We start from the raw sequence: 23,699 nt of genomic DNA on the forward strand, positions 1-23,699 counted from the left end.
TTACCAACAATAATCGCCTCAAACCAATAATCTCATAAACCCGCTCCGGCTATTCTATCAATTCCCAATTCCCAACAGAATTTACAGTCAGGTGTACCGCTCCCTGGGCGCCCAACATAATTTATAGTAAGCTCAACTCAAAATTGTCGGCATCCTTCAATGCACCGTCCTCCTTGTATTTTCTCATTTTTTTCTGGTTCTGGCTTGCTCGATCTCGGTTTTGAGTCGATCGGCTTTAATATAGCGTATGTCAATGAAATTTTCCCACCTTTCATGCAAGCATACCGCTATTCTCGGCAGTGCCTGAATTCGCCGCTACCAGAATACGGATATTGCGAAGGAGAAGAAGCAGATGTAACTCAACTTGTAGGGGGAGAACCAGCTATTCGCCTGCGGGAATTGATGCAGGATGCCCGGAAGCATCATGATATTGTGGGATTTATCGCCGGGCCGCCTTGTCCTGACTTTTCTATTGGCGGCAAAAACCGAGGTGGGGAAGGAGATAAAGGTCAACTTTCTGCTTCCTATATTGAATTGATTTGTCAGCAGCAGCCAGATTTCTTTTTATTTGAAAATGTTAAAGGTTTGTGGAAAACAAAAAAACATAAATCTTTTTACGACGCACTCAAAAATCAGTTGTCTGAGTCGGGATACGTTTTTGCCGAACGTTTAATTAATGCGATAGAATACGGTGTCCCGCAAGATAGGGATAGAATTATTTTGATTGGGGTTAGAAAAAATATTGTCAAAAATCTGGGTATTTCCCTAGAGGAAAAAAACCAAATGTTAACCGAAAGTTTATTTCCTTGGCAAAGTCAAATTTTATATTCAAAATCAGAAATTTTTTCTCATCCTTGGCCTGAGAGAACGGCATTTGCACGTGATTGTTTCTTGCCGTGTCCTGATGGCATCCCCCAAGAGTTAACGGTTGAATTTTGGTTCCAAAGAAATGACGTTCTCAACCATCCCAATGCCAAACACTATTTTCAACCCAAAGCAGGCATTAAGCGGTTTGCTTCGGTTGATGAAGGAGATGATTCAAAAAAATCTTTCAAGCGATTGCACAGGTGGCGTTATTCGCCAACAGCTTGTTACGGCAATAACGAAGTTCACTTGCACCCTTACAAACTTCGCCGGCTTTCTGTTGCAGAAACGCTGGCTGTTCAGTCACTGCCCAAAGAGTTTGCCCTGCCCGCTAAGATGACCTTGACTAATATGTTTAAAACTGTTGGCAATGGGGTTCCTTATTTGGCTGCACAAGGTATTGCCAAAACAATTTTACATTTTTTAGGTCACTAAAAAAACAGAATAGCCAGATACCAGAGTTCGCCAAATTTGTCGCTGATTTCAAACTATTTGTAACGGTAAGTAGCACAGGGCGCACCCTAGAATTACTAAAATATCCAGTAGCGGTAAGAGCGCATTGCAACCCTAGAATTACTAAAATAAGGTACGCAATGCGCCCCCTACAATTACTAAAAGTCTCAATTACCAGACGTATCTCGTTTAACAGAGAAGTGTTATAATAAATTGTTAAGGTTGACAACCTATATTTTTTATTGCCTGCAATTCGCCATGACCGTTAAACCCCGCCGCTATCACATCACTACTTTCGGATGCCAGATGAATAAAGCCGACTCGGAACGGATGGCCGGCATTCTGGAAAATATGGGCTTTGAGTTCTCGGAAGACCCGAACGAAGCTAGCTTGATTCTCTACAATACTTGCACGATTCGCGATAATGCCGAACAAAGAGTTTATTCTAACCTAGGAAGGCAAGCTCATCGCAAGCGCCAAGAACCGGGTTTAACTTTAGTTGTAGCTGGATGCGTCGCGCAGCAGGAAGGTGAAGCGCTGCTGCGGAGAGTGCCGGAATTAGACTTAGTAATGGGGCCGCAACACGCTAACCGACTTGAAGATTTGCTGGAACAAGTTTTTGAGGGCAATCAAGTTGTGGCGACTGAAGCTGTTGAGATTATGGAGGATATTACTAAGCCGCGCCGCGACAGCAAGGTGACTGCTTGGGTGAATGTAATTTACGGCTGCAATGAACGCTGCACTTATTGTGTTGTTCCGAATGTTCGCGGGGTTGAACAGTCGCGAATGCCGGAGGCAATTCGCGCGGAAATGGAGGATTTGGGTCGCCAAGGTTATAAGGAAGTAACTTTGTTGGGGCAGAATATTGATGCTTACGGACGCGATTTGCCGGGGACAAAACCGGACGGCAGCCACCAGCATACTTTGACGGATTTGCTTTATTTTTTGCAGGATGTGCCTGGTGTCGATCGCCTCAGATTTGCTACTAGCCACCCGCGCTATTTTACGGAGAGATTGATTAAGGCTTGTGCTGAATTACCGCAGGTTTGCGAACATTTTCACATTCCTTTTCAGTCTGGAGATAATGATATTTTGAAGGCGATGTCGCGCGGTTATACTCAGGAAAAATACCGCCGGATTATTGATACAATTCGCCGTTATATGCCGGATGCTTCGATTACTGCAGATGCGATTGTCGGTTTTCCCGGGGAGACGGAAGCGCAGTTTGAGAAGACTTTGAAGTTAATCGAAGATATTGGTTTCGATTTGGTGAATACTGCTGCTTATTCGCCACGTCCGGGAACGCCGGCGGCTTTGTGGGAAAATCAGTTGAGTGAGGAGGTGAAAGCCGATCGCCTGCAACGGATCAATCATGTGGTGACAACAACGGCGATGGAACGATCGCAGCGCTATTTCGGACGCACTGAAGAGGTTTTGGTGGAAGCCCAAAATCTTAAAGATTCAACTCAGGTGATGGGACGCACTCGCGGCAATCGCCTCACATTTTTTAAGGGCGATATTGCTGAATTGGCAGGTAAAATGGTGCGGGTTAAAATTACAGATATTCGCGCTTTTAGTTTGACCGGAAAAATAGTGGAATAGTTTTGAGTTTTGGGTTTTGGGTTGAATTACCAACAATAATGTTGGCAAACTCAATACTCAAAACAGAAATTGTAAGCTGGTCAAATCGCCACTAGATTTGGGGGAAGAAGTAATTTAATATCGGCAGCAAATTATGCAGGAACTAATTCGCATTTTGCTGCAAACAACTATTCCTAAAACTAATGAAGACTGGAGTATTGAGCGTTTATGTTTACTCCGGGAATATCGGGCTGCGCTGAAAGACGATCGAGGTAATTAACTGTTTCAAGTGAGGGGAAAAAACCGGAATCGAATGCTGAGGGACATGATGCAATTTTTGAGTAAATGTGGCTGTTTGCTGTGGATTGTGGCGGCGTTTTAACTGAAAATGACCGGGGAGGAATTCAGGCTTGTGAAAGGCGGGAGGGGGGATTTTAACCGCAGAGCTCGCAGAGGAGACTGAGAAAGAGTGAAACAGAAGAGATAAATAGTCTTAAAGCAGTTCGTCTCTGCGTTAGTTGCGCTAACTGCGTGTATATTTGTCGAAAAGTCCTAGGAGTAGTGAAAAATGACAAAGATGCGGATCGGGCTATTGTTCGGGGGGCGATCGGGCGAACACGAAGTCTCAATTAGTTCGGCGCGGGCGATCGCCCGCGCCCTCGCTGCTGACGAAAATGCCTCTAAATACGAAGTTCTGCCCTTTTATATCCAAAAAAACGGCCGCTGGCTGTCGGGAACATTACCTCAACAAGTCTTAGCCAGCGGAAAACCTGTGGAAATAGAGGAACAACCAGCACAAGATGACTCTTCCACATCTCGACAGTTTCCTAATTTTAATGCCGTAGATGTTTGGTTCCCTGTTTTGCACGGGCCAAACGGCGAAGACGGTACGGTGCAAGGGTTGCTGAAATTAATGCAAGTTCCTTTTGTTGGTTCCGGGGTTTTAGGTTCGGCGCTGGGAATGGATAAAATTGCCATGAAAATGGCTTTTGCTCAGGCTGGTTTACCGCAGGTAAAATACATCGCTGTCAACCGTTCTGAAATCTGGTCTAATCCTTGCGTTTTCCCAAAACTATGTGATAAAATTGAAGCAACTTTGGGCTATCCTTGCTTTGTCAAACCGGCGAATTTGGGTTCGTCTGTGGGAATTTCTAAAGCTCGATCGCGCGCTGAGTTAGAAGCAGCACTCGACAGCGCCGCCAGCTACGACAGGCGGATAATTGTCGAAGCGGGTGTGGTTGCTAGAGAATTAGAATGTGCAGTTTTGGGTAACGATAATCCCCAAGCTTCAACGGTGGGAGAAATTACTTTTCAAAGCGATTTCTACGACTACGAAACTAAATATACCCAGGGACAAGCCGACTGCTCAATCCCGGCAAAAGTCAGCAGTGCGATCGCGTCGCAAATCCAAGAAATGGCAGTGCAAGCATTTTTGGCTGTAGACGCGGCAGGTTTAGCGCGAGTAGACTTTTTCTACATTGAATCAACCGGAGAAGTTTTGATTAACGAAATCAACACTTTTCCAGGCTTTACAGCTACCAGTATGTATCCGCAAATGTGGGCAGCGGACGGCATTTCTTTTCCGGAATTAGTAGACCGTTTAATTCAATTAGCTCTCGAACGGCACGGGGAAAAAGGTTGAATCGCGCGCTGCAAAATGCTGCCTTGCCAACAGCAAAAAATATTTTTTTCGCAGGTGATATATCCATACCAGCGGAAACGATATAACATGGTTGTGGCAGGCAGTGCCTGCCAGCAACCCAATTTCCGCTGCTGGTCGAGCAACGGGGAATTTTCAGCGGTCGGGTATAAATAAATGCAACATAAAATGGTTAACGGAGAACGGCGAATAGCAGTGTCAATCTCACATCTTGCATCTCAAATTTTAGCTCGATTAACTTAGATGAGACGTTTCACTCAACTGCCGCAGTGGTGGACTTACGGACTGGTATTTCCCCTAGCGGTACTCAACTGCTGGTTAGCCCTCCTAGTCTTTGAATATTTTCGCGCCCTGATTACAGTTTTGGTAGTGGCTACAGTGCTGTCTTTTTTGCTAGATTATCCAGTGCGCTTTCTGCACAGATACGGCTTGAAGCGCGATCGAGCAGTTTTGTCGGTATTGTTTTTGACTTTACTGATATTGGTGGTTTTAGGTGTAACTCTGGCTCCCATTCTGCTAAACCAAATCACTGAACTCGCCACCCGACTGCCGACTTGGATAGTTTCTGGCACAGAACAGATTGAAGCATTCCACAATTGGGCGGAAAATCGCAATCTCCGCATTGATGTCAGCGGTTTGACTACCCAATTGAGCGATCGACTTTCATTGCAATTGCAGTCTCTCACAGGCGAAATTCTCAAATTTGGTTTGGGTGCTGCAGACAGTCTGTTGAATTTCCTCCTCACAATAGTCGTGACATTCTACTTGCTCTTGCACGGCGATCGCGTGTGGGAAGGATTGTTTAAATGGTTTCCCTCCAAGCTGAGCCTTCAATTGCGACAGTTGCTGGCGCGCAGCTTCCACAACTACTTCGTCGGGCAAGCAACTTTGGCGGGTTTGATGGGACTGTCGATGACTGTTGCTTTCTTAATTTTGCGAGTTCCCTTCGGACTGCTGTTCGGTTTGGGTGTGGGTGTAATGACCATAATTCCCTTCGGGGCACCTTTAAGTATTTGTATTGTCAGTTTGCTGATCGCATTAAACAACTTTTGGCTGGGCGTCACAGTTTTAGCTGTCGCTACAGTAATTGAGCAAATAATTGAAAGCGGGGTTGCTCCTCGGTTATTAGGCGGTTTTATCGGTCTCAATCCCGTGTGGATTTTAGTGGCGCTGCTGGTGGGGGTTAAGGTGGCGGGAGTAGCCGGTTTGTTAGTTGCTGTGCCGATGGCTGGTTTTATTAAGAATACTGTTGATATTTTGGAAATTTCGAGGCACAAGTCGAGGGAAATCGATTCGGTTAGTTCCATTGAACCTATGGAGCAATAAAATTGCCAACTCTGTTAAAATTTTAGATTTTAAAAGAGTTTTTCCGGTTATTTTGACTGAGGTTTAGTTAATACTTTAGCTTGAGGATTTACAGGTTTTTTACTTCCTGCTTGAGGCTGAGGCTTTCCGCGTGCTTTAGCTCCTGTGGTGGATGCAGCCGGAGTGAAAAACCGCGTTTATACGTTAACGCCGATCGCTCACAACGAAGATTTGGCGTAGAAACCAGGTTTTTGTGAGTCCCGGATTGTTGTTGACTTCGGATATCAATTTTGTGAAATTTTCGCGAGAAATGCGGAATATCCGAGCTGGCTACCGTAGTTTGTATTATCGCGCTCAGGTCACAATTAGCCACTGCTTGCCCAGTTCGATCGCTCTCAAAAGCTGGAATCAACAAATTGCCTGCGATTGTCCGGTTTCTACCCCAGCTTGTAGGGTAAACCCCACCAGTCAAGCAGAGATCATCAATGCTTGAATTAAAATTAAAGAACCTTTAGTTGTAATTTAATTACAGTAGGTGCTAAAAATGCAAAACCATAATTATAACTCTCGCTCTAGCTCCCACCAAATCAATACTGTGTCAACCAAAAATATGCCTGCATCTCAGAGTTCTAGCAGTTTTGCTTTCCCGAAAAAACTTGCTTTTTTATCTCTCCTTTTACTCGGCTCCACTGCAACTGTTGGGTGCAATGCCCTAACTTCTCAAGTTCCTGGAAGTTCTAACGCGATTCAAGCTCAACCTTCACCTGCAGCGCCAATCTCAGCATTGCCTGCAAATATATTACCCTCTCAAGACTCTAATTTTGTCACTAAAGTTGTTCAGGAAGTCGGCCCGGCAGTGGTGCGGATCAATTCTTCTCGCACGGTGCAGAACCAAGTTCCAGATGAAATCCCCGAACAATTCCGCCGCTTCTTCGGCCCGGAATCTCCCATTCAACCGGGAAATCGGGTAGAAAGGGGTTCGGGTTCGGGTTTTGTTTTTGGTTCCGACGGCCGCATTTTGACTAACGCTCACGTTGTTGACGGTGCGGATACGGTGACGGTAAAACTGAAGGACGGCCGCGAATTTGTCGGCAAAGTTTTAGGCGTAGATACAGTTACTGATGTGGCTGTTGTTAAAATAGAAGCTAACAATTTGCCTGTGGTGAATTTGGGCAAATCTGAAGAATTACAGCCGGGAGAATGGGCGATCGCGATCGGCAATCCCCTCGGTTTGGACAATACTGTGACTGTGGGCATTATTAGCGCTACAGGCCGTTCTAGCGCCGATGTCGGTGTTCCCGACAAGCGCGTCAGCTTTATTCAAACCGACGCTGCGATCAATCCCGGCAATTCCGGCGGTCCGCTGCTGAACCAGCGCGGTCAAGTTATCGGCATGAATACGGCGATTATTCAAGGCGCTCAAGGATTGGGTTTTGCGATTCCGATCGATCGAGCACAACAAATTGCCGACCAATTAGTAACAGCAGGAAAAGCCGAACATCCTTATCTCGGCGTTCGGATGTTGAGCATTACTCCTGAAATCAAGAGAGAATTTAATCAAAATCCCAACACCAAATTGAGGCTGACTGAAGATAAAGGCGTGTTAGTTTTGGGAGTTGCGAAAAATTCTCCGGCGGCACAAGCTGGAGTTCGCCTTGCCGACGTGATCAAGAAAATCAACGGTACAGAAGTAACTGATGCTGGCAGCGTACAGCAAATTGTCGAGAAAAGTACAGTGGGCAGCGATCTGCAACTTGAATTGAGCCGCGGCGGACAACCTGTTACTGTGGCAGTGAAAGCGGGTGCTTTTCCAGTGGATCGGCAGCGGTAGAATTGTTGATTGAAACTTATATCTTGCACGCAGAAGCAAGAGTCCGGCAGGGGTTTAAACCCCTGCCTCAAAGTGAAAGTCCTCTTGCATAGGACTGAGACTAAGCTACTATAAATAGGAAGTAATAATCAGTCGGTTTTAACTGAGATATTGCACCATTCTCAACTAGCGTTTTCTGAACAGGCAAGATGCCTGTTCCACAAATAGTAGATTTTCTCGCTTCACAGGCATCTTGCCTGTGAAGCGAGAATGGTGCAAGATGTTAGTTTTAACCGAATTGTACTGTGAGACGGGTTTAAACTCGGCGGGATGTCGGGGGTTTTAGTTAAACTAAGTTACCATAATTTATATGGGTTATTAAGAGGTAGAAAAATGGCTAATATTAATCGGAGGCGTACTGAAAATATTAACGGTAACTTTTATGTAGACAGTACCTGCATTGACTGCGATACTTGTCGGTGGATGGCACCTGAAGTATTTACTCAAGCAGGAGAACAGTCTGCGGTTTACCACCAGCCAACTAATGAAACTGAAGAAATGCGATCGCTCGCGGCTCTTTTGTCTTGTCCCACAAGTTCGATCGGGACTGTAGAAAAACCCAAAAGCATCAAACAAGCCCAGCAACTGTTGCCCGCACTCGTAGCAGAAAATGTCTATCACTGCGGCTACCACTCAGAGAAATCCTACGCCGCAGCCAGCTATTTAATCGTCCGCCCCGAAGGAAACATTTTAGTTGATTCTCCCCGTTTTGTGCCGCCGCTAGTCAAAAACATAGAAGCAATGGGCGGCATTCGCTATATGTACTTGACTCACCGCGATGATGTGGCAGACCATCAAGAATACCGCGAACATTTTGGGTGCGATCGCATTCTTCATGCTGACGAAATTAACGCGGATACTCGCAGTGTAGAAATTCAATTGTCGGGCAGCGAACCGCATCAAATAGCCGATGATTTGTTGATTATACCTGTTCCCGGCCACACGAAAGGTCACACAGTTTTGCTTTACAATAACAAGTTTTTGTTCAGCGGCGACCATCTTGCTTGGTCGGAAAGTTTGCAGCAGCTAGTTGGCTTTCGCGAAGTCTGCTGGTATTCTTGGCCGGAACAAATCAAATCAATGCAGAATTTGGCTAATTACTCGTTTGAATGGGTGTTGCCGGGACACGGCCGCAGGTATAATGCCGATCGACAAACAATCAGCAATCAAATGCAAAAGTGTATTGCTTGGATGGTAGATGCTTAATGCGATCGGGTTCAAAACTCCGACTCAGCCAGATTCATTTGACCCCGGTAGCCTGTGAAAATCCGACTGCCATCTTTGAGAATATGAATCTCCATCTGATCGCTGGCCCAAGTGAGTCGATCCCCAAAAGCAGGATTGAAAAGATGGACGCGCTGGTTGCTGGAAGAAACGAGAGAATCGGGTGAGTTGACTGCCAAAGACTGCACGTAGGCACCATCGATTAAAATATCGAGTTGTTCGAGCAACTCCTCAGCACCGGCGGGCCCCTGTTGGGATCGCAATTGTTCTAACGTGAAGCCAGTAAACGACATGACATTTAATCCTGCTGCTTTGACTTGGCGTGCCAAATCTGCCAAGGCTGCAGCTTGCCAAAAAGGTTCTCCGCCCGAAAAGGTGACACCCTGGTTGCGAGGGTGACTGAGAATCTGCTGGACAAGGGCATCAACGCTGATTAGTCGATCGATCTCAAAGGACCAGGAAGCCGGATTAAAGCAGCCCGGACACTCCCGCAGACATCCTTGCACCCAGATCGTGGCTCGACAACCCGGCCCATTCACTTCCGACTCGTCTACATATCCCATGATGTTGAGATAGCCAGGAGGAATTTCTAAAAGCTGAAAATATGGGTTTGTTTTCTGAGGTTTCATCTGTTCTTTGCCTCTTGTTTTAATAACGGGTAACGCACTGGAATTCCTGTGACACGTTCAATGCGATCGCCAAAAACCTGTAGCACTTCAGGATGGACTTGCTTGAGTTGCCTTGTCGGATACAAACAGGCATTGGGCGGATCGTTCCCTCGTGCTTCTAGCTGATGCGTCAGGGGGCAAAGTCGCGTCGGCGTGTTGAGTTGGATTTCGTCCGGTAATAATGCTTGCATCCGGCGGATGTACTCTGCCCGATCCTGTTCGTTCCACTCGGTGAGTAGCATCGTCTGAATTGCCAGGTGTCCTGAATAGAGTTGGCGAAATTGGAGGAGACCGGCCCAAATGTCCAGGAGGTTGATGGTTGGCATGGGGCGATTGATGCGGCAGAATGATTCAGCAGCAATGGCATCAACTTTGACAGCTACCCAATCGGCGATCGCCAGTTCGTCACACACCGCGCGATCGCCCAGCAAACTGCCGTTGGTCAATACCCCAACGGGCTTCCCAGTCATCTCCTTCGCCACAACCAGTATTTCGCCTAAATTCAGCGCCAGAGTTGGCTCACCGCTACCGCTGAGGGTGATGGTGTTCGCATCGCCGACAGGGAAGGATTGCAGATCCTGTTTAATTTTCTGAGTCGGGACAAAAATCTGGCGGTGGCAAGTCTGGTGCTCAATCTCACCTAACTGGCAATACACACAGTTAAATGAGCAAGTAGAATCAGGCCCGATCGGATCGATCCCTAGCGATCGCCCAAAGCGCCAGGATTGCACTGGGCCGTAAACAGAAGTGAAGGGTTTAGTGACAGCAGACATGGCTTTAGCTCGATCTCCTATATTTTTATTAGGACTTACGCAAAAAACCCGGTTTCTCTGAAAAATAGTCGATATTCCTGAGAGATATTGACGCCGAAACCGGGTTTTTTGTCTCTCATTCGTAAATCCTGTTGGTGATTCTAAGGTGTGCCATTTTGAGCCGGTGGCATCACCACTTTTCGGGCGACACCCAATTTCTTTAACAGCCAAATTGCCCACCAGGTAGGATCGTACTCCCACCAGCGCCAGCCTGCTTTGGCAACGTTAGGATGGGCGTGGTGGTTATTGTGCCAACCTTCGCCATAGGTGAGAATAGCCGCCCACCAAAGATTGCGGGAGTTGTCGTTTGTGTCAAAGGTACGGTATCCCCACAGGTGAGTGACCGAGTTAATAAACCAGGTGCTATGCCAGAGTAAAACAGCTCGCACAAACATACCCCAGATCGCAAATGACCATCCCCCGAGTGCGTACAGCAGCAGCCCCAAGGGGATTTGCAGCAGCAAAAAGTTTCGATTCAGCCAGCAATAAAATCGATCGCGTGTCAGATCGGGGGCAAACCGCTGGTACTGTTCATAATCGAAGAATTCTGAATGCGGGTAGAAAATCCACAGCATATGGCTCCACCAGAACCCCCGACGGGCAGAGTAGGGATCTTTATCGACATCCTCGGTATAGGCGTGGTGCAGCCGATGACCCGCCACCCAGAAAATAGGTCCTCCTTGTAAAGCCGTGGCACCGATCAGGGCGATCGCATATTCCAGCCATTTAGGCACCTGAAAACTGCGATGGCTCAATAGGCGGTGATAGCCCAAACAAATGCCAATACTGCCAAATAACCAGTGCAAAAAGAGGGTCATCCCCAATGCTGACCAGGAGAAGCACCAGGGGGCTAAGAGGGCGAGGGCATGAACAGTCGTGAAAAAGAAGACCGCAGTCCAATCCAGCGGAACTCGAGTCGGAGTTGTTGGCAACAGTTTAGCGGTCATTAAATACCTCACAAAACAACAAATTACGCAGATGGGTAAATCCATCGCCAGCCTATTGGCAATAAACATTTAGAAAAACTCAACATCGATCGATTCCAGCAAGACTCAGCCTGTTATTCCGTTTCTGGCTTCACTTGCTACTTCGATCCCAAGCTGCGATCGCTGAAAGCGCGGCAGGTGGCGATCGCAACGCCACCTGCCGCGCCATCTGCGTCTGTTCGTCGGTTTCAATCAGAATTGTTTGGATATCATTCATGGGTAATCTAAATATGTATCATGGGTTCAGTTTGCCCATTAAGGAGCTTTTGAGATTTAGCCACCATCTTCGATTCATGCCCTACTTTTCCTTCTAAACCCACCATGGTTTTTGTCCCGTGCGTGGATCGGTTTCTTTCCACAGAGAAATCCAAATCGCATCTTCTTTGACAGCAACGCGGACGAGTTTGAGGGGAAGAGGTGCTGGACCGCGTACTACTGTGCCCTCTGGGTCATAGCGAGAACCGTGACAGGGACATTGAAATTGATTGTCATTGGGATTCCAAGGGAAAGTACAGCCCAAGTGGGTGCAGTTATCGACAATCCCCCAAGGATGGAGCGTACCATCTTCTCTGACGGTGAGGTAGGTAGGTTCCCCAGCCAATCCGGCAACTAAGGCGCGAGTTCCAGGGGGTGCTGCTAAAATCTGGCTGGCCGGAATCAGATTTCCGTGAATATCTTTAGCCAGAAGCGAACCATCTTCACTCCCCTCTGCTGGCGGAACCAAGAATTTGGCGGCAGGATAAAGAGCCACAGTAGCTGTGGCGGCGACAGCGGCTCCTGTGAGAAAGTTGAGTAGCTGCCTTCTGAACATTAAAGGATTTTCGAGTGGGATACTTTCTTCCATTTCTCATCTCCGAGTGCAGACTTAATGTTTTTGGGGATGCTGGTTTTTAGTATTAATGCCTAGCAAGCTATAGAGCGGACAAGTTCCAATTAAAGCTGTCAGGGCAGGAATAATTGAAATAATTCCTAATCCGATTCCTAATGCCGAACCTCCATAAACACCAAAGCCGAGGTAAAGTAGTACGCCTGCGAAACTAAAGCGGATGAGGCGATCGAGCATACCAACATTATTAAACATGGCGATCCTCCTTGAGAGACTCTAATTTTTTTTACTTTTGAGTTGGTTCATCTGGTCGGTTGTGAATACTAAAAAGCTCTTTTCTGATGTGCGATCGTTGTTCAAAAAAGTCAGGATGTTGATGAGAGTTGAGCAAGTAACGGAGATATCCACGCAAGACTCCCCAGTCTAGCAATACATGAACAACAGTTACGCATAAAGCAATAACACAAACAAGAAAATGTACATCTCCCCATTGGGATCTAGTTAAACTGAGGAACAAAGGTAGCCGCCCCGTTCCATATCCTTTGGGGGAAAACTCCAAAATAAAGCCAGTAATTGCTGCTAGACTCCAGACAACAAGCAACGTCAAAGCAATTGTTGCTCGAACATAAGTCAATAGATGAATTTTGCGCCTGCGTGCCATAGAGAAACTCCCAATCGCCTGGATATTTTTGCCAGCAATCGCTAATCAGAAAAAAAAAAAAATCCAAAATCTCAAATGGTTTTCTGGGTTCTGCCTCAGTTTTTTACTGTCAATCGATTTTAGATTTTAGATTTTAGATTTTAGAGGCGACCCCACGAATAAATACTCTTTCTTGAGGATTTTTGATTTTCGATCGATTCCACGGATAAATCACGTGGCAGGTACCACCTTTGAAATTCTTGGTCATAAGGAATACTAATTCGATCTAACAAAGGCTCGATTTTTACAGCCTTAGCATTCAAATCGCAATCCTTAAACGGCTCATAACCGCCTTCAGGCGTGGGATGAGCTTAACTCAGGTTCGGTTCCACCACCACATAATCAACAATCTTACAGATTTCTATTCTGCCGACAAGATAGTTACGTTCAAGCCCCTATAGTTACCGCGAGTAAAAGATTGGGTACTGCTAATATATTGCAGACATTCTGAAAAAAATGTTAAATTTTCGCTGGCACGATCGCAATGATTTATTAACCCATTCAACACAGATTTGGATGCACTACCGAGTTGCTGATGCGGTCTAATCTTCTAGCGTTCTTTTGCTCGGCAAAAAACAACATCGTAATAATTTTTTTAGCATTGTCTCAACTTCAGCATTAGAGCCAATGCTTTACCCCAAGCAACTATGAGACAGCACCGGTAACTGACTTGTAGACGAGAGAGGATTAAAGTAAAAATGTTTTTGCAGGAGCCCGAATTAAATAGCTTCCAAAAATCGATGTTATTTAATTCTTGTTTCTGAGCCAGATTACAATATCACTTTTCCTCATTTTTTTGAAATCATGACAGCTATCTTCAAACAGCACGATCGCGCTAATGTTTGGGAGCGATTCTGCAACTGGATCGCCAGTACAGAGAATCGAATTTATATTGGCTGGTTTGGAGTCCTCTTAATTCCGACAGCCCTAACCGCAGCCATTGTCTTTGTCCTCGCCATGATTGCGGCTCCCCCCGTGGATATCGACGGGTTGCGGGAACCTGTATCCGGTTCGCTGCTATACGGTAACAACATCATCACCGCGACTGTGGTTCCTAGCTCCAATGCCATTGGCTTGCACATTTACCCAATTTGGGAAGCCGCTTCCCTGGATGAATGGCTCTATAATGGCGGTCCCTGGCAACTAATCGTGTTCCATTTTCTGATTGCGATCTATGCCTACATGGGTCGGCAATGGGAACTGAGCTATCGCTTAGGAATGCGTCCCTGGATTGCAGTTGCCTACTCTGCTCCTGTGGCAGCAGCAACATCCGTGTTATTGATCTACCCGATCGGACAGGGCAGTTTCTCAGACGGTCTAATGCTGGGGATTTCTGGAACCTTTAACTTCATGATCGTGTTCTCTGCCGAGCACAATATTCTCATGCATCCCTTCCATATGTTGGGTGTAATAGGCGTGTTTGGCGGTGCGTTGTTTAGTGCCATGCACGGGTCTTTAGTAACCTCCAGTCTAGTGCGCGAAACGACCGAAGAAGAGTCTCCAAACTATGGATATAAATTTGGTCAAGAGGAGGAAACCTACAACATTCAAGCAGCCCACGGCTATTTTGGACGGCTGATCTTCCAGTATGCCAGTTTCAATAATTCCCGCGCTTTGCACTTTTTCCTGGCTGCATGGCCCGTAGTCGGAATTTGGTTTGCGGCACTGGGAATTAGCACCATGTCTTTCAACCTGAATGGACTAAATTTCAATAATTCCATCCTAGACAGCCAGGGACGACCGATTGCCACCTGGGCAGATATCCTCAACCGTGCCAATCTAGGGATTGAGGTGATGCACGAGCGCAATGCCCATAACTTCCCCCTGGATTTAGCTTCTGCTGAAGCTCAACCGATCGCCCTAGTGACTCCTGCCATTAATAGCTAAGCGTTTGAACGACAAGCTTTCTATAAGTAGTGCAATAGCACCCTTTATGGGGTGCTATTGCACTTGTAGAAGAGATATAAATGGCAAAGATCGCCGCTACAAAAACAAAGCCCCAAAGGTGGGCAAAGGTGGGAATACTAAGACTCAAGATCAGCTCAAGCAAGCTGCCAGATCGGCATCAGGGGTGGTAATGGGCTGCAAGTTGTATTGCTCCGACAGAAGCTTGAATACATTGGGAGAAATAAACGCCGGTAATGTCGGCCCTAAACGAATGTTTTTAATCCCCAAATGCAAGAGAGTGAGCAAGACGGCTACTGCCTTTTGTTCGTACCAGGACAGAATCATGGAAAGGGGTATATCGTTGACACCTACCTCAAAGGCATTGGCTAGGGCTACAGCAATCTGAATCGCGGAGTAGGCATCGTTGCACTGACCAACATCCATCAGGCGGGGTAGTCCGTCAATGTCGCCCATTTGTCGATCGAAGAACCGAAACTTGCCGCAAGCCAAGGTGAGCACGAGACAATCATCAGGCACTTTTTCGACGAACTCGGTGTAGTAGTTGCGATCGGGTTTGGCTCCATCACAGCCCCCCACCAGGAAGAAATGGCGGATTTTACGCTGTTTCACAGCCTCAATGATTTTATCTGCCACCCCTAGGACTGTATTGTGGGCAAAACCAACTGTGACTTCCCTGGCGGGTGCATCTTCAGTAAAGCCGGGAAGTGCCAGTGCTTTCTCAATAACGGGAGTAAAATCGGGTGTGCCATTGTCGATCGCACTCAAGTTAATAATGCCGGGATAGCCGACTGGGCCAACGCTAAAGAGTTTATCTTCATAATAGGAATGAGTTGGCATTAAGCAGTTGGTCGTAATCACGATCGCACCGGGGAACTTGGCAAAATCCTTAGTTTGGTTCTGCCAAGCAGTGCCGTAGTGACCGTAGAGATGGGGGTACTGCTGTTTTAGTTTGGGATAGCCGTGGGCGGGGAGAAGTTCGCCGTGGGTGTAAACCGTAATTCCAGTGGCTGCGGTTTGCTTCAGTATGGCTTCGAGTTGTTTGATGTCATGTCCTGAAACCAGAATCGCCTTCCCTTGCCGTGGATTGAGGGGAACAGGCGTGGGAATTGGGTGCCCGTAGGTAGTGGTATGTCCGGCATCCAACAGTTCCATCGATCGCAGATTAATGGCTCCCACCTCAAGAGCAAGATTCACCCACTCCTGCAAGCCCAAGGTCTGGTTATCGAGAGCGGTCAGCGCTTCATAAATGAAACGATACACCCGCTCGTCTTCCTGTCCAACTTCGTAGGCGTGGAAGGTGTAGGAGGCAAGACCCTTAACGCCGTATAGTACGGTGAGTTTGAGCGAGAAAATATCCACATCCGAGGCAGACTGACTGAGGAACTGGAGGGAAATCTGCTCACCCTGCTCAACGAGGTTCTCGTCAAAGTTGGGTTCCCAGTTGGAAATTTCAGCCCAAGTGGGTGGATTGTCTGTTGCTTGCTGTACTTGAGCCTTGAGGTTGGCGCGATGGGCGATCGCTTCCTGGAGATACTCAACAAACCGCTTTTCGGAAAAGTTGACATTCGTCATCGTGGCAAATATCGCTTCGCAGGTGAAGACATCCACTGCATGAGTATCAATGCCTAACTCCTTTGCTTTCAGGGCAATCGGAGCCAACCCGCGCAGATAATAAATCAGCAGATCTTGGATAGCATTCACCTGGGGACTTTTCCCACAAGCACCAAACTGATGGCATCCTTGTCCGCTTGCTGTTTGTTCGCATTGTTCACAGAACATGGATTTTTTCCTTGTTGAATTGGTTATAATTTACGCAACAACTCGGTGATAAAAGTATTTATCCGTCCCTAACTATGTTAACAAATCTGAGTTAACAACTCTGACAAGCGAATTTCAAAGGTGATACAAGCCCCCGGATTTATCCGTGGAATCAATCCCAAATCGAAAATCGAAAATCCTCAAGCCCCCGCATTTATCTCGCGCAAGTCAATCTAAAATCTAAAATCTAAAATCTAAAATCGATTGACGATAATTCATAGGGACTTGGAAAACCGTTTGCTTGAGTGGGGGATGAGATAGCTATCAAACACGGAGGCAATATTGCGAATTAGCAATCGCCCGATCGCCGTTACTTCAATGCCATCGCCCCAACGTTTGATTAACCCATCGGCTTCTAAGGCATCAAGTTGTGGCAAAACCTCAGCGAAATAGTCATTAAAATCTAGATCGAAGCCGAGATGGTATTTTTCTTCCAAATCTTGCACCGACAGTTGGAATTGACACATTAATTCCATGATTACTGTGCGCCGAATCAGATCGTCCTGATTAAGTATAACACCTTTTTCGATCGGCAATTCCTTCCCATCTATCGCCCGATAAAAGTCTTTCAATCGCTTGTGGTTTTGGGTATACACATCCTGCAACATACTGATGGAAGTCATGCCAAAGCCCAACAGATCCGATTCGGGCTTAGTGGTATAACCCTGAAAATTACGATGGAGTTGCCCAGCTTGTTGCGCGATAGCTAGTTCATCATTAGGCTTGGCAAAGTGATCCATACCAATAAACACATAGCCATTTTGCGTCAGTTGGGCGATCGTACTTTGCAGAATTTTCAGCTTTTCGCCAGCAGTCGGCAAGGCGGATTCCGGCATCCGTTTCTGAACCGGTTTGATCCAGGGAACATAGGCAAAATTAAAGACGGCAATGCGATCGGGATTTAATTGCAAGGTCTTCTGTACCGTTTCCTGGAATGTGGCTTGTGTCTGGAAAGGTAAGCCGTAAATCAAATCTACATTGACACTTTCAAACCCTGCTTCCCGAATCCAATCCATCACATCAAACAACATCGCTTCGGGCTGCACCCGATTGATTGCTTCCTGCACGGTGGGATTAAAGTCTTGAATGCCAAAGCTAATCCGATTGAAGCCTAATTGTCGCAGAAATAGAATATATTCGCGATCGATATAGCTAGGATTGACTTCGATCGATATTTCTGCCGCGTCATCGAACCGAAAATATCGATTTAACTGGTTCCAGAGACACTCTACCTGACTGCGATCGAGATAGTTGGGCGTGCCACCGCCCCAGTGCAACTGATGCACCAGCCGATCGGCATCCACCAAAGTGGCAACTTGGCGAATTTGGCGATCGAGATAGCCTAAATAGGGTTCTACCACCTCTTTGCGCTGGGTGATGATGGTATTGCAGCCGCAGAAATAACAGGGGGTTTCACAAAAGGGGATGTGGCAGTAAAGCGATAAGGGGGTTTGTTTGTGATTGCCGACGGCGATCGCGGTTATAAATGCGTTGCGATCGAAGTCAGTGCTTAATTCTGTGGCGGGTGGATAGCTGGTATAGCGAGGTAAAGGCTGGTTGTATTTATTCAACAATGCAGCATCAAATTCAACTGTTTGTGATAAGTGTTTCATTAACTGATGTGTCCTTTTGGTAGTGTATAATATCAATTCCGGTTGCACCGTCCGTGATTGTTGACTGTTGACTGTTTACTGTTGACTCGGGGTCGAAAAACTCAATAGTTGAGTGTTAACTGTTGACTCGATTTTATGATTCCGATGCAACCGGAAACGATATAACTTCAGAGCCCCGGCATATTTTAGAGATACGATCGATCTTGTTTTCCTTGGGCGATCTATTTCGCCACAGATTCTCGCTGGGCAGCATGAGAGTGGCGTTCTGTACTGCCGGGGCGATCTTGCCGAGTCAGCAAATCAAAGGTATGTTCCCCAATTGCCGCTTTCACATCGGCTTCGAGTTCGTGCATCACATCCCGGTTGAGGGCAAATGCCGTATTTGCTTCTGCGACAATTCGCTCGATCGTGTCAGCATCCACCGGAAACTCATCAAAGGTTTGGCGATAGCGTTCCTTAAATACTCGCCTTGCTTCTGGTGTCGATATTTGGGAAAATTCATAGAAATTTGTTCCCCGATCCGGCGGCAGAGACAACGCCGATCGAATCACGTTTTTCAAGCTTTGTCCGCCGGATAAATCACCCATATAGCGGGTGTAGGCATGGGCAATCAGCAGGACTGGATCGGTTTTTGAGAGGGTTTGAATGCGATCGCGATACACACAACCCGCTGGAGAAGCCGTAATTTCCTCCAGCCAATTTTCACCGTAATAAAAAGCTAGATCGCAAGCCAGATTCTCAGTGCGATTTAACTCAGGGAAATAGAGAGTCCCGATAATCGGGTGGCTGACATGGTTCTGCAAAGCCGTTTCTAGGGCGCTGTAAACAAAGTACAAATCGGCAAATAGTTTACGCAAAGGTTCCGGTTCCACAATGCCTTTGATAAAGCATTTCATAAATGCCGTATTTTCGGCTGTGGTGTGGGATTGCATCGTGCCTTCTCGGAGGCGTGTCGATAGATTAGTCATGGCAATATCTCCTAATTAATAGCGGTTCTGGACGATTCAGCATTAATCGATGGCAGTAAATAAAGGCGCAATAACTGCCACACGATCGCAGCAATCCAGGGTAATTTTTGGCAAAATTGGATTGCGGCAGGGCGCTGGTTACTTGAGATTTCTGCTAGCTTCTGATTGGCGATCGCGCATCGCTCCAAACGGGGAAAGAATTCTGGATGGTGAGTATCTAAAATACTGGGAAACGCCCGTTTTGCCGTTTCATTGGTGCGATCGATCACCTGCTTGTTATATTCCTGGGGGTCGATGCCGATCGAGTCATAAAATGTGGAGCGTTCCAACACCGTCATTGTGTGGGTGGCAAACACCGTCAGCAGGAAAAAGCGCGCCCAGAGTCTTGCCTTCCAGTTATTCCAAAGCTGAGGCTGCGATCGCAACAATGCCTTGAAGAAATCCCCATGCCGATTTTCGTCTTGGCACCAATTCTCGAAGTAGCGAAACAGGGGATAGATTTGATGTTCGGGATGTTGTTCTAGATGGCGATACACCAAAATATAGCGCCAGTAGCCAATTTTTTCCGACAGATAAACAGTATAAATTACCCATTCTGGAGGGAAGAATGTGTAGGTACGATTTTTTGTTAAATAGCCCAGATCGAGAGACAACCCAAAATCGGCCATCGCCTTATTCAAGAAACCGGCATGGCGCGCTTCATCCCGTGCTAGTAGGTTAAAGGCTTCCGATAACAACGGTTGGCGATTCTTGAGTTTGCGGGAGAGTTCTTTGAACAAGAGAAAACCCGAAAATTCTGAGGTACAGGATCGCTCCAGAAAGTCAATAAATGCCTTTCGCGTTTCGCCATCAATGTTGTCCCAGGATTGCTCAAACTCCTGATTGCGGACAAAATGGTGGCGGTTATAGTCCGCGCGCAATTCTGCTACAACTGCTTCTAATTCCGGTTGTTGCCCGGACAGATCCATTTCGGCAACGGCATCAAAATTGGTGGTGTAAAAGCGGGGTGTTAACAGGGTTTCTTGAACGGGTGCTTTAATGCCGGATGGCAGACCAGCAGACTCCGATTTACTAATTGAACTGACCATAGGAGTGGAGAGTGGATTTTTCGGAATTGATGACTGTGAACCACATTGCCTTAATCCGCGATCGCCCACAAGTCAGTTACCAGTGCTATCCTATAGTTACTTGAGGTAAAGCATTGAAGCAAATAGGACGCTTGAGCCATTTCTAAAGAAATATTAATTTTAGGCTTTGGCAAATCAAAAAAACGTTACAAACATTTTAGAAGTCCAACCCAGCTTGAGATTGCTATCGCGCAGTTATCTACCCCTGGAATATCCATTTTGAAGGGAGTTTATGGTGGAAGCAAGTCAGTGCATAGAGGTTAAATGTCCGATTCAGTTTGTGCTGGATTTGTTGGACAATAAATGGTCAATTTTGGTTCTACGCGAACTGTTTGGAGGCGCGAGGCGTACCCACGAATTACTCGCTGCACTTCCTGGCATCAGCACAAAAACCCTCACCCAACGCCTCCGAGAGTTGGAATCTCAAGGGTTAGTCGATCGCCGCGTTTATGCCGAGATTCCGCCCCGTGTAGAATATTCCCTCACGCCCAAGGGTCGCCAAATTCAACCGGTGATGACAGCCCTGCATCAAGTAGGATCGCAGTGGCTGGGACAGGAGAGTTGTATTTGTCCCCTAACACACTCGGATGCTGAGGACGATCGCATGGACGCTTCAGGTCTAATTTCAGATTAAAAATGTCAGAATTATTCATCTCTCTCTTCTCTTCCTCAGTGTCCTCTGCGTCCTCTGCGGTTTAATCATTCCGGTTCTGGCGCGTGAATTCCGTGGGTTAAGTTTAGCCCCGCTAAGAATTAGCCTTTGGAATAGCCACCAAAGTCATAGAATTAGCGGGGTAAGTTGCCCTAAAACCATATTTATATACTCTCAAGCCGAAGTTCCAAGTGCTAATTTTATTTACACCGTAGATGTCAGGGCTGATTGAATGGCGATCGGCTTTAACGTCTACAGATAAGGTGGGATTGGCTGTTTGGGCGATGCCATTTTGATGTAAGCTGCTGTTGCTACTACCCCCAAAGTCGCCAAAACACCTAAAAATAATAGGATAATCCAACGCGGTTTATTTTAGGGCGATCGCCACACAAATCCTGCATTCATTTGGATAAAGTCTGAAAACTGCTTGTGCGATCGAAAAATGTTAATTAAATTATCCTAATCTTTTATTCACATTATAGAAGATGTTGAATTAAGCAGTCACTCCCCAAGCTTTTCAGCAGAATCTCAACAAGTCTATAGACATGGGTTCCTAGTGTGGGTGGCCACTTTTGCAGAGAACTTGGATGTAGATTTTTCGCTCGATTTACTGCATCTTTAGTATTTGGCTTGTAAGCAGAGATATCCAGATTGCTACCATTGTAACTTCCTAAAATTTTTCGTAGTCTTGCCTTAAAATTATCGCAAGTTCTATCCTGAGTATTAATATCTTCAAAGTGTAAAGTTAACCATACTTCAAAACAAGGATTGCTAATAGCTAAATTATAACTTCTTTGCCTAGCTTGACTACAGACATCACTCTATTTTTTGTCACGCCAACGATCCACATCAAAAACCAGCCCAAGCATATCATCCTCATTTAGATCGTATTGTTTTTTGAATATATCTAAACGCTTTAAAACATATTCAGGTGAAGATTTACCATCTTCTGTAGTTGCTAATATCTCCACTTTGATTCTGGTGCTCTTAAACATCCCAAAATATTGCTTTTCAGTTTCCTTACCTTCCGTAGCAACTATAAATAGTTTTACATCTCTCCGGTCGTGTTCGCGATCTAATAATTTTGTTCGCTTAATTTTTCCCATTGCTATTAGTTATTTATCACGCATAGATCGGCTTCACAATTAAGCCAGCCTAAACTTTGTGGATTTCCAAAGAAGGGAATAGCTCCAAAACGTCCATTCAAATAACCTTTTTCAATTTTCAGATCGGGTCTCATTTTGAATTCCGCTAAAGAGTAAAGATTAGACACACCTTGTTCGCTCTTTTCAACAAACAAAATTTCATCCCGTCGTAGTAAATCTAAGTCTAGCAAGTTGGTATCATGGGTTGTAAAAATGAGTTGATTTTTTTTGTCTCTACAATTGATTGCTACTTGTACAAAATTACGAGAAAGCAGAGGATGCAAACGTCTATCAAGTTCATCCAAAAAAATGACTTTTTCTTCTTCTTGTTTTAAAATAAAAAGAGCCGGAATCAAATTAATGAGACGTTGAGTTCCTTCTGATTCCTCTTCTAGTGAAAAATCAACAAATTCTCCCTCTTCACTGCGATGACGAGTTCTGAGTTGAATCAAGATTAATTGACTTTCATCATCCTTAAACAGTAGAAATCTTGTTGTACCTCCTAAGTTCTCAATCATGGCCATTGAATTTTTTTCTGTTTGATTCAGGGTCTGAATAAGATTATCTCTTAAAACTTTAGGCATAGTTGGAAAGTGCCGCTCAAAATCTAACTCTACTTCCTCTGTAACTATGGAATCAATTCCTGTTCCTGCAAATTTAAGAAACTCACTCAGAAAGTCCGTGAATGATTCATCACTGAGTATACCAATTTCTAAGCCCCTACAATCTGCTTCTGCTGGAATAATAGTTAAGACTTTTCTGAACCAGTCAAAAATAGGTTTTAGAATAACAACATTTCGCTCAAGAGATTCGGTTAATAAAAGTTGATTAGGGCGAGTTCCCTCTGCAATAAAATCGAGAAACTGTTGACGCTTGTTACTTCGACCTTTAAGTTTTAAACCATATTCTACTGTAGTTTCTTTTTTTGATGACGTGACCCGCTCAAAGTACATCACTTCCCGCTTCTTGCCCTGAGGGATTCCATAAAGCCATTCTTCAAATATTTGCTCTCTATTTAATTTAAACCCGTAGGAGTATTGATCGCCTTGGTGCGTAAAAATAAACTCAAACTTGCTAGGCTGCTTATTATAATCACCCAGTTTGAATGGAGAAACAGGGATAGTTTGACTGCTGCGAGTTCCCTGTACAACTAAGTTTTTGGCAAAACTGATAGCCTCGATCAGATTTGACTTGCCTGCTGCATTTGCTCCGTAGATTGCTCCAATTGGCAATATCGATCGCCCTTTTCCTGCTGCATCTTCAGCAAGGTGATCTATATGTTGTTGGTCGCTATTAACTCCCACCATACTAAAAGTGACTTCATCCCTGAAGGATAAGAAATTTTGTATAGTAAGTTGAATTAACATTGTTTTTACCCATTAGGAGCCATTGGATTACACTACTTTCACCCATTATGGTAGCCTAAAACAGGTATTTAGGAGAAAAAATCTCCTAAATACCTAGTTTTATGCAAATTTCATCTCTCTAGACGGAGATGTGGGGGATGCCAAGGGGCTCT

The 23,699-nt window shown here is 45.7% G+C and carries 23 protein-coding genes and 1 pseudogene; 10 read left to right on the forward strand and 14 right to left on the reverse strand.

Annotated features, from left to right (window positions below):
- Positions 1–159: 159 nt before the first annotated feature.
- The 8 genes from QUA80_RS09475 to QUA80_RS09510 all read left to right on the forward strand — a co-directional run bounded on the left by QUA80_RS09475 (position 160) and on the right by QUA80_RS09510 (position 8,939).
- Positions 160–1,299 (forward strand): DNA cytosine methyltransferase, encoded by a 1,140-nt coding sequence (locus QUA80_RS09475; RefSeq protein WP_333423544.1) that lies wholly within the window; start codon positions 160–162, stop codon positions 1,297–1,299.
- A gap of 276 nt (positions 1,300–1,575) precedes the next feature.
- Positions 1,576–2,919, forward strand: a complete 1,344-nt coding sequence (miaB, locus tag QUA80_RS09480) for a tRNA (N6-isopentenyl adenosine(37)-C2)-methylthiotransferase MiaB (protein ID WP_333423546.1) — start codon at positions 1,576–1,578, stop codon at positions 2,917–2,919.
- A gap of 133 nt (positions 2,920–3,052) precedes the next feature.
- Complete coding sequence (locus QUA80_RS09485; protein ID WP_333423548.1) at positions 3,053–3,178, forward strand: hypothetical protein; 126 nt, start codon at positions 3,053–3,055, stop codon at positions 3,176–3,178.
- Positions 3,179–3,466: 288 nt separating this feature from the next.
- Positions 3,467–4,540 (forward strand): D-alanine--D-alanine ligase family protein, encoded by a 1,074-nt coding sequence (locus QUA80_RS09490; RefSeq protein ID WP_333423550.1) that lies wholly within the window; start codon positions 3,467–3,469, stop codon positions 4,538–4,540.
- A gap of 261 nt (positions 4,541–4,801) precedes the next feature.
- Complete coding sequence (locus QUA80_RS09495; protein ID WP_333423551.1) at positions 4,802–5,884, forward strand: AI-2E family transporter; 1,083 nt, start codon at positions 4,802–4,804, stop codon at positions 5,882–5,884.
- A gap of 271 nt (positions 5,885–6,155) precedes the next feature.
- Positions 6,156–6,356: a hypothetical protein gene (locus QUA80_RS09500; RefSeq protein WP_333423553.1), complete on the forward strand. Its 201-nt coding sequence runs from the start codon at positions 6,156–6,158 to the stop codon at positions 6,354–6,356.
- Between the two features lie 51 nt (positions 6,357–6,407).
- Positions 6,408–7,694 (forward strand): HhoA/HhoB/HtrA family serine endopeptidase, encoded by a 1,287-nt coding sequence (locus QUA80_RS09505; RefSeq protein ID WP_333423555.1) that lies wholly within the window; start codon positions 6,408–6,410, stop codon positions 7,692–7,694.
- A gap of 372 nt (positions 7,695–8,066) precedes the next feature.
- The gene (locus tag QUA80_RS09510; RefSeq protein ID WP_333423556.1) at positions 8,067–8,939 is read left to right on the forward strand and encodes an MBL fold metallo-hydrolase; all 873 of its coding nucleotides are present in this window, start codon (positions 8,067–8,069) and stop codon (positions 8,937–8,939) included.
- Positions 8,940–8,950: 11 nt separating this feature from the next.
- On the opposite strand, the gene QUA80_RS09515 is transcribed toward QUA80_RS09510, so the two are convergent.
- From QUA80_RS09515 to QUA80_RS09545, 7 genes are all read right to left on the reverse strand, one after another.
- The gene (locus QUA80_RS09515) at positions 8,951–9,586 is read right to left on the reverse strand and encodes a 4Fe-4S single cluster domain-containing protein (RefSeq protein ID WP_333423558.1); all 636 of its coding nucleotides are present in this window, start codon (positions 9,584–9,586) and stop codon (positions 8,951–8,953) included.
- Positions 9,583–10,398 carry a radical SAM protein gene (locus QUA80_RS09520; protein ID WP_333423560.1) on the reverse strand — a complete coding sequence of 272 codons (816 nt, stop codon included), beginning with the start codon at positions 10,396–10,398 and terminating at the stop codon, positions 9,583–9,585. The genes QUA80_RS09515 and QUA80_RS09520 overlap by 4 nt, the downstream gene beginning before the upstream one ends.
- Positions 10,399–10,538: 140 nt before the next feature.
- Positions 10,539–11,384, reverse strand: a complete 846-nt coding sequence (locus QUA80_RS09525) for a fatty acid desaturase (protein WP_333423562.1) — start codon at positions 11,382–11,384, stop codon at positions 10,539–10,541.
- 130 nt (positions 11,385–11,514) lie between these two features.
- Entirely contained in the window at positions 11,515–11,640 is a 126-nt protein-coding gene (locus QUA80_RS09530; protein ID WP_333423563.1) for a hypothetical protein, read from the reverse strand.
- Positions 11,641–11,733: 93 nt separating this feature from the next.
- Positions 11,734–12,267, reverse strand: a complete 534-nt coding sequence (gene petC, locus QUA80_RS09535) for a cytochrome b6-f complex iron-sulfur subunit (RefSeq protein ID WP_333423565.1) — start codon at positions 12,265–12,267, stop codon at positions 11,734–11,736.
- A gap of 21 nt (positions 12,268–12,288) precedes the next feature.
- Entirely contained in the window at positions 12,289–12,504 is a 216-nt protein-coding gene (locus tag QUA80_RS09540) for a DUF2892 domain-containing protein (protein WP_333423566.1), read from the reverse strand.
- A gap of 31 nt (positions 12,505–12,535) precedes the next feature.
- Positions 12,536–12,910: a DUF4405 domain-containing protein gene (locus QUA80_RS09545; RefSeq protein ID WP_333423568.1), complete on the reverse strand. Its 375-nt coding sequence runs from the start codon at positions 12,908–12,910 to the stop codon at positions 12,536–12,538.
- Positions 12,911–13,753: 843 nt separating this feature from the next.
- On the opposite strand from QUA80_RS09545, the gene psbA reads away from it, so the two are divergent.
- Entirely contained in the window at positions 13,754–14,836 is a 1,083-nt protein-coding gene (gene psbA / locus QUA80_RS09550) for a photosystem II q(b) protein (RefSeq protein ID WP_333423570.1), read from the forward strand.
- Positions 14,837–14,986: 150 nt separating this feature from the next.
- Here the strand turns inward: psbA and hcp are convergent, their stop codons facing one another.
- From hcp to acsF, 4 genes are all read right to left on the reverse strand, one after another.
- Positions 14,987–16,636: a hydroxylamine reductase gene (hcp, locus tag QUA80_RS09555; protein ID WP_333423571.1), complete on the reverse strand. Its 1,650-nt coding sequence runs from the start codon at positions 16,634–16,636 to the stop codon at positions 14,987–14,989.
- Between the two features lie 254 nt (positions 16,637–16,890).
- Positions 16,891–18,288: an oxygen-independent coproporphyrinogen III oxidase gene (gene hemN, locus QUA80_RS09560; protein WP_333423573.1), complete on the reverse strand. Its 1,398-nt coding sequence runs from the start codon at positions 18,286–18,288 to the stop codon at positions 16,891–16,893.
- Between the two features lie 221 nt (positions 18,289–18,509).
- Positions 18,510–19,256: a heme oxygenase (biliverdin-producing) gene (locus QUA80_RS09565; RefSeq protein WP_333423575.1), complete on the reverse strand. Its 747-nt coding sequence runs from the start codon at positions 19,254–19,256 to the stop codon at positions 18,510–18,512.
- Positions 19,257–19,267: 11 nt separating this feature from the next.
- Positions 19,268–20,344 (reverse strand): magnesium-protoporphyrin IX monomethyl ester (oxidative) cyclase, encoded by a 1,077-nt coding sequence (gene acsF, locus QUA80_RS09570; RefSeq protein WP_333423577.1) that lies wholly within the window; start codon positions 20,342–20,344, stop codon positions 19,268–19,270.
- Between the two features lie 271 nt (positions 20,345–20,615).
- Here acsF and QUA80_RS09575 point away from each other — a divergent pair, with 271 nt between their 5' ends.
- Positions 20,616–21,017 (forward strand): helix-turn-helix domain-containing protein, encoded by a 402-nt coding sequence (locus QUA80_RS09575; protein ID WP_333423579.1) that lies wholly within the window; start codon positions 20,616–20,618, stop codon positions 21,015–21,017.
- A gap of 112 nt (positions 21,018–21,129) precedes the next feature.
- On the opposite strand, the gene QUA80_RS09580 is transcribed toward QUA80_RS09575, so the two are convergent.
- The 3 genes and pseudogenes from QUA80_RS09580 to QUA80_RS09590 form a co-directional block, all read right to left on the reverse strand.
- Positions 21,130–21,396 carry a hypothetical protein gene (locus tag QUA80_RS09580; RefSeq protein WP_333423580.1) on the reverse strand — a complete coding sequence of 89 codons (267 nt, stop codon included), beginning with the start codon at positions 21,394–21,396 and terminating at the stop codon, positions 21,130–21,132.
- A 115-nt stretch (positions 21,397–21,511) separates the two neighbouring features.
- Positions 21,512–22,141, reverse strand: a pseudogene (locus QUA80_RS09585) (RloB family protein).
- Positions 22,142–22,146: 5 nt separating this feature from the next.
- Positions 22,147–23,547, reverse strand: coding sequence for an ATP/GTP-binding protein (locus QUA80_RS09590; RefSeq protein ID WP_333423582.1), 1,401 nt, complete (start codon positions 23,545–23,547; stop codon positions 22,147–22,149).
- Positions 23,548–23,699: the final 152 nt, after the last annotated feature.

Source organism: Microcoleus sp. F4-D5 (assembly GCF_036704885.1).
In the GTDB taxonomy this organism is placed as follows: Bacteria; Cyanobacteriota; Cyanobacteriia; order Cyanobacteriales; family Microcoleaceae; genus Microcoleus.

Excerpts from the sequence above, each read along its gene's own strand:
- QUA80_RS09475 (WP_333423544.1), top strand. The coding sequence starts at position 160 with ATGCACCGTCCTCCTTGTATTTTCTCATTTTTTTCTGGTTCTGGCTTG.
- miaB (WP_333423546.1), top strand. The coding sequence starts at position 1,576 with ATGACCGTTAAACCCCGCCGCTATCACATCACTACTTTCGGATGCCAG.
- QUA80_RS09485 (WP_333423548.1), top strand. The coding sequence starts at position 3,053 with ATGCAGGAACTAATTCGCATTTTGCTGCAAACAACTATTCCTAAAACT.
- QUA80_RS09490 (WP_333423550.1), top strand. The coding sequence starts at position 3,467 with ATGACAAAGATGCGGATCGGGCTATTGTTCGGGGGGCGATCGGGCGAA.
- QUA80_RS09495 (WP_333423551.1), top strand. The coding sequence starts at position 4,802 with ATGAGACGTTTCACTCAACTGCCGCAGTGGTGGACTTACGGACTGGTA.
- QUA80_RS09505 (WP_333423555.1), top strand. The coding sequence starts at position 6,408 with ATGCAAAACCATAATTATAACTCTCGCTCTAGCTCCCACCAAATCAAT.
- QUA80_RS09510 (WP_333423556.1), top strand. The coding sequence starts at position 8,067 with ATGGCTAATATTAATCGGAGGCGTACTGAAAATATTAACGGTAACTTT.
- QUA80_RS09515 (WP_333423558.1), bottom strand. The coding sequence starts at position 9,586 with ATGAAACCTCAGAAAACAAACCCATATTTTCAGCTTTTAGAAATTCCT.
- QUA80_RS09520 (WP_333423560.1), bottom strand. The coding sequence starts at position 10,398 with ATGTCTGCTGTCACTAAACCCTTCACTTCTGTTTACGGCCCAGTGCAA.
- QUA80_RS09525 (WP_333423562.1), bottom strand. The coding sequence starts at position 11,384 with ATGACCGCTAAACTGTTGCCAACAACTCCGACTCGAGTTCCGCTGGAT.
- QUA80_RS09530 (WP_333423563.1), bottom strand. The coding sequence starts at position 11,640 with ATGAATGATATCCAAACAATTCTGATTGAAACCGACGAACAGACGCAG.
- petC (WP_333423565.1), bottom strand. The coding sequence starts at position 12,267 with ATGGAAGAAAGTATCCCACTCGAAAATCCTTTAATGTTCAGAAGGCAG.
- QUA80_RS09540 (WP_333423566.1), bottom strand. The coding sequence starts at position 12,504 with ATGTTTAATAATGTTGGTATGCTCGATCGCCTCATCCGCTTTAGTTTC.
- QUA80_RS09545 (WP_333423568.1), bottom strand. The coding sequence starts at position 12,910 with ATGGCACGCAGGCGCAAAATTCATCTATTGACTTATGTTCGAGCAACA.
- psbA (WP_333423570.1), top strand. The coding sequence starts at position 13,754 with ATGACAGCTATCTTCAAACAGCACGATCGCGCTAATGTTTGGGAGCGA.
- hcp (WP_333423571.1), bottom strand. The coding sequence starts at position 16,636 with ATGTTCTGTGAACAATGCGAACAAACAGCAAGCGGACAAGGATGCCAT.
- hemN (WP_333423573.1), bottom strand. The coding sequence starts at position 18,288 with ATGAAACACTTATCACAAACAGTTGAATTTGATGCTGCATTGTTGAAT.
- QUA80_RS09565 (WP_333423575.1), bottom strand. The coding sequence starts at position 19,256 with ATGACTAATCTATCGACACGCCTCCGAGAAGGCACGATGCAATCCCAC.
- acsF (WP_333423577.1), bottom strand. The coding sequence starts at position 20,344 with ATGGTCAGTTCAATTAGTAAATCGGAGTCTGCTGGTCTGCCATCCGGC.
- QUA80_RS09575 (WP_333423579.1), top strand. The coding sequence starts at position 20,616 with ATGGTGGAAGCAAGTCAGTGCATAGAGGTTAAATGTCCGATTCAGTTT.
- QUA80_RS09590 (WP_333423582.1), bottom strand. The coding sequence starts at position 23,547 with ATGTTAATTCAACTTACTATACAAAATTTCTTATCCTTCAGGGATGAA.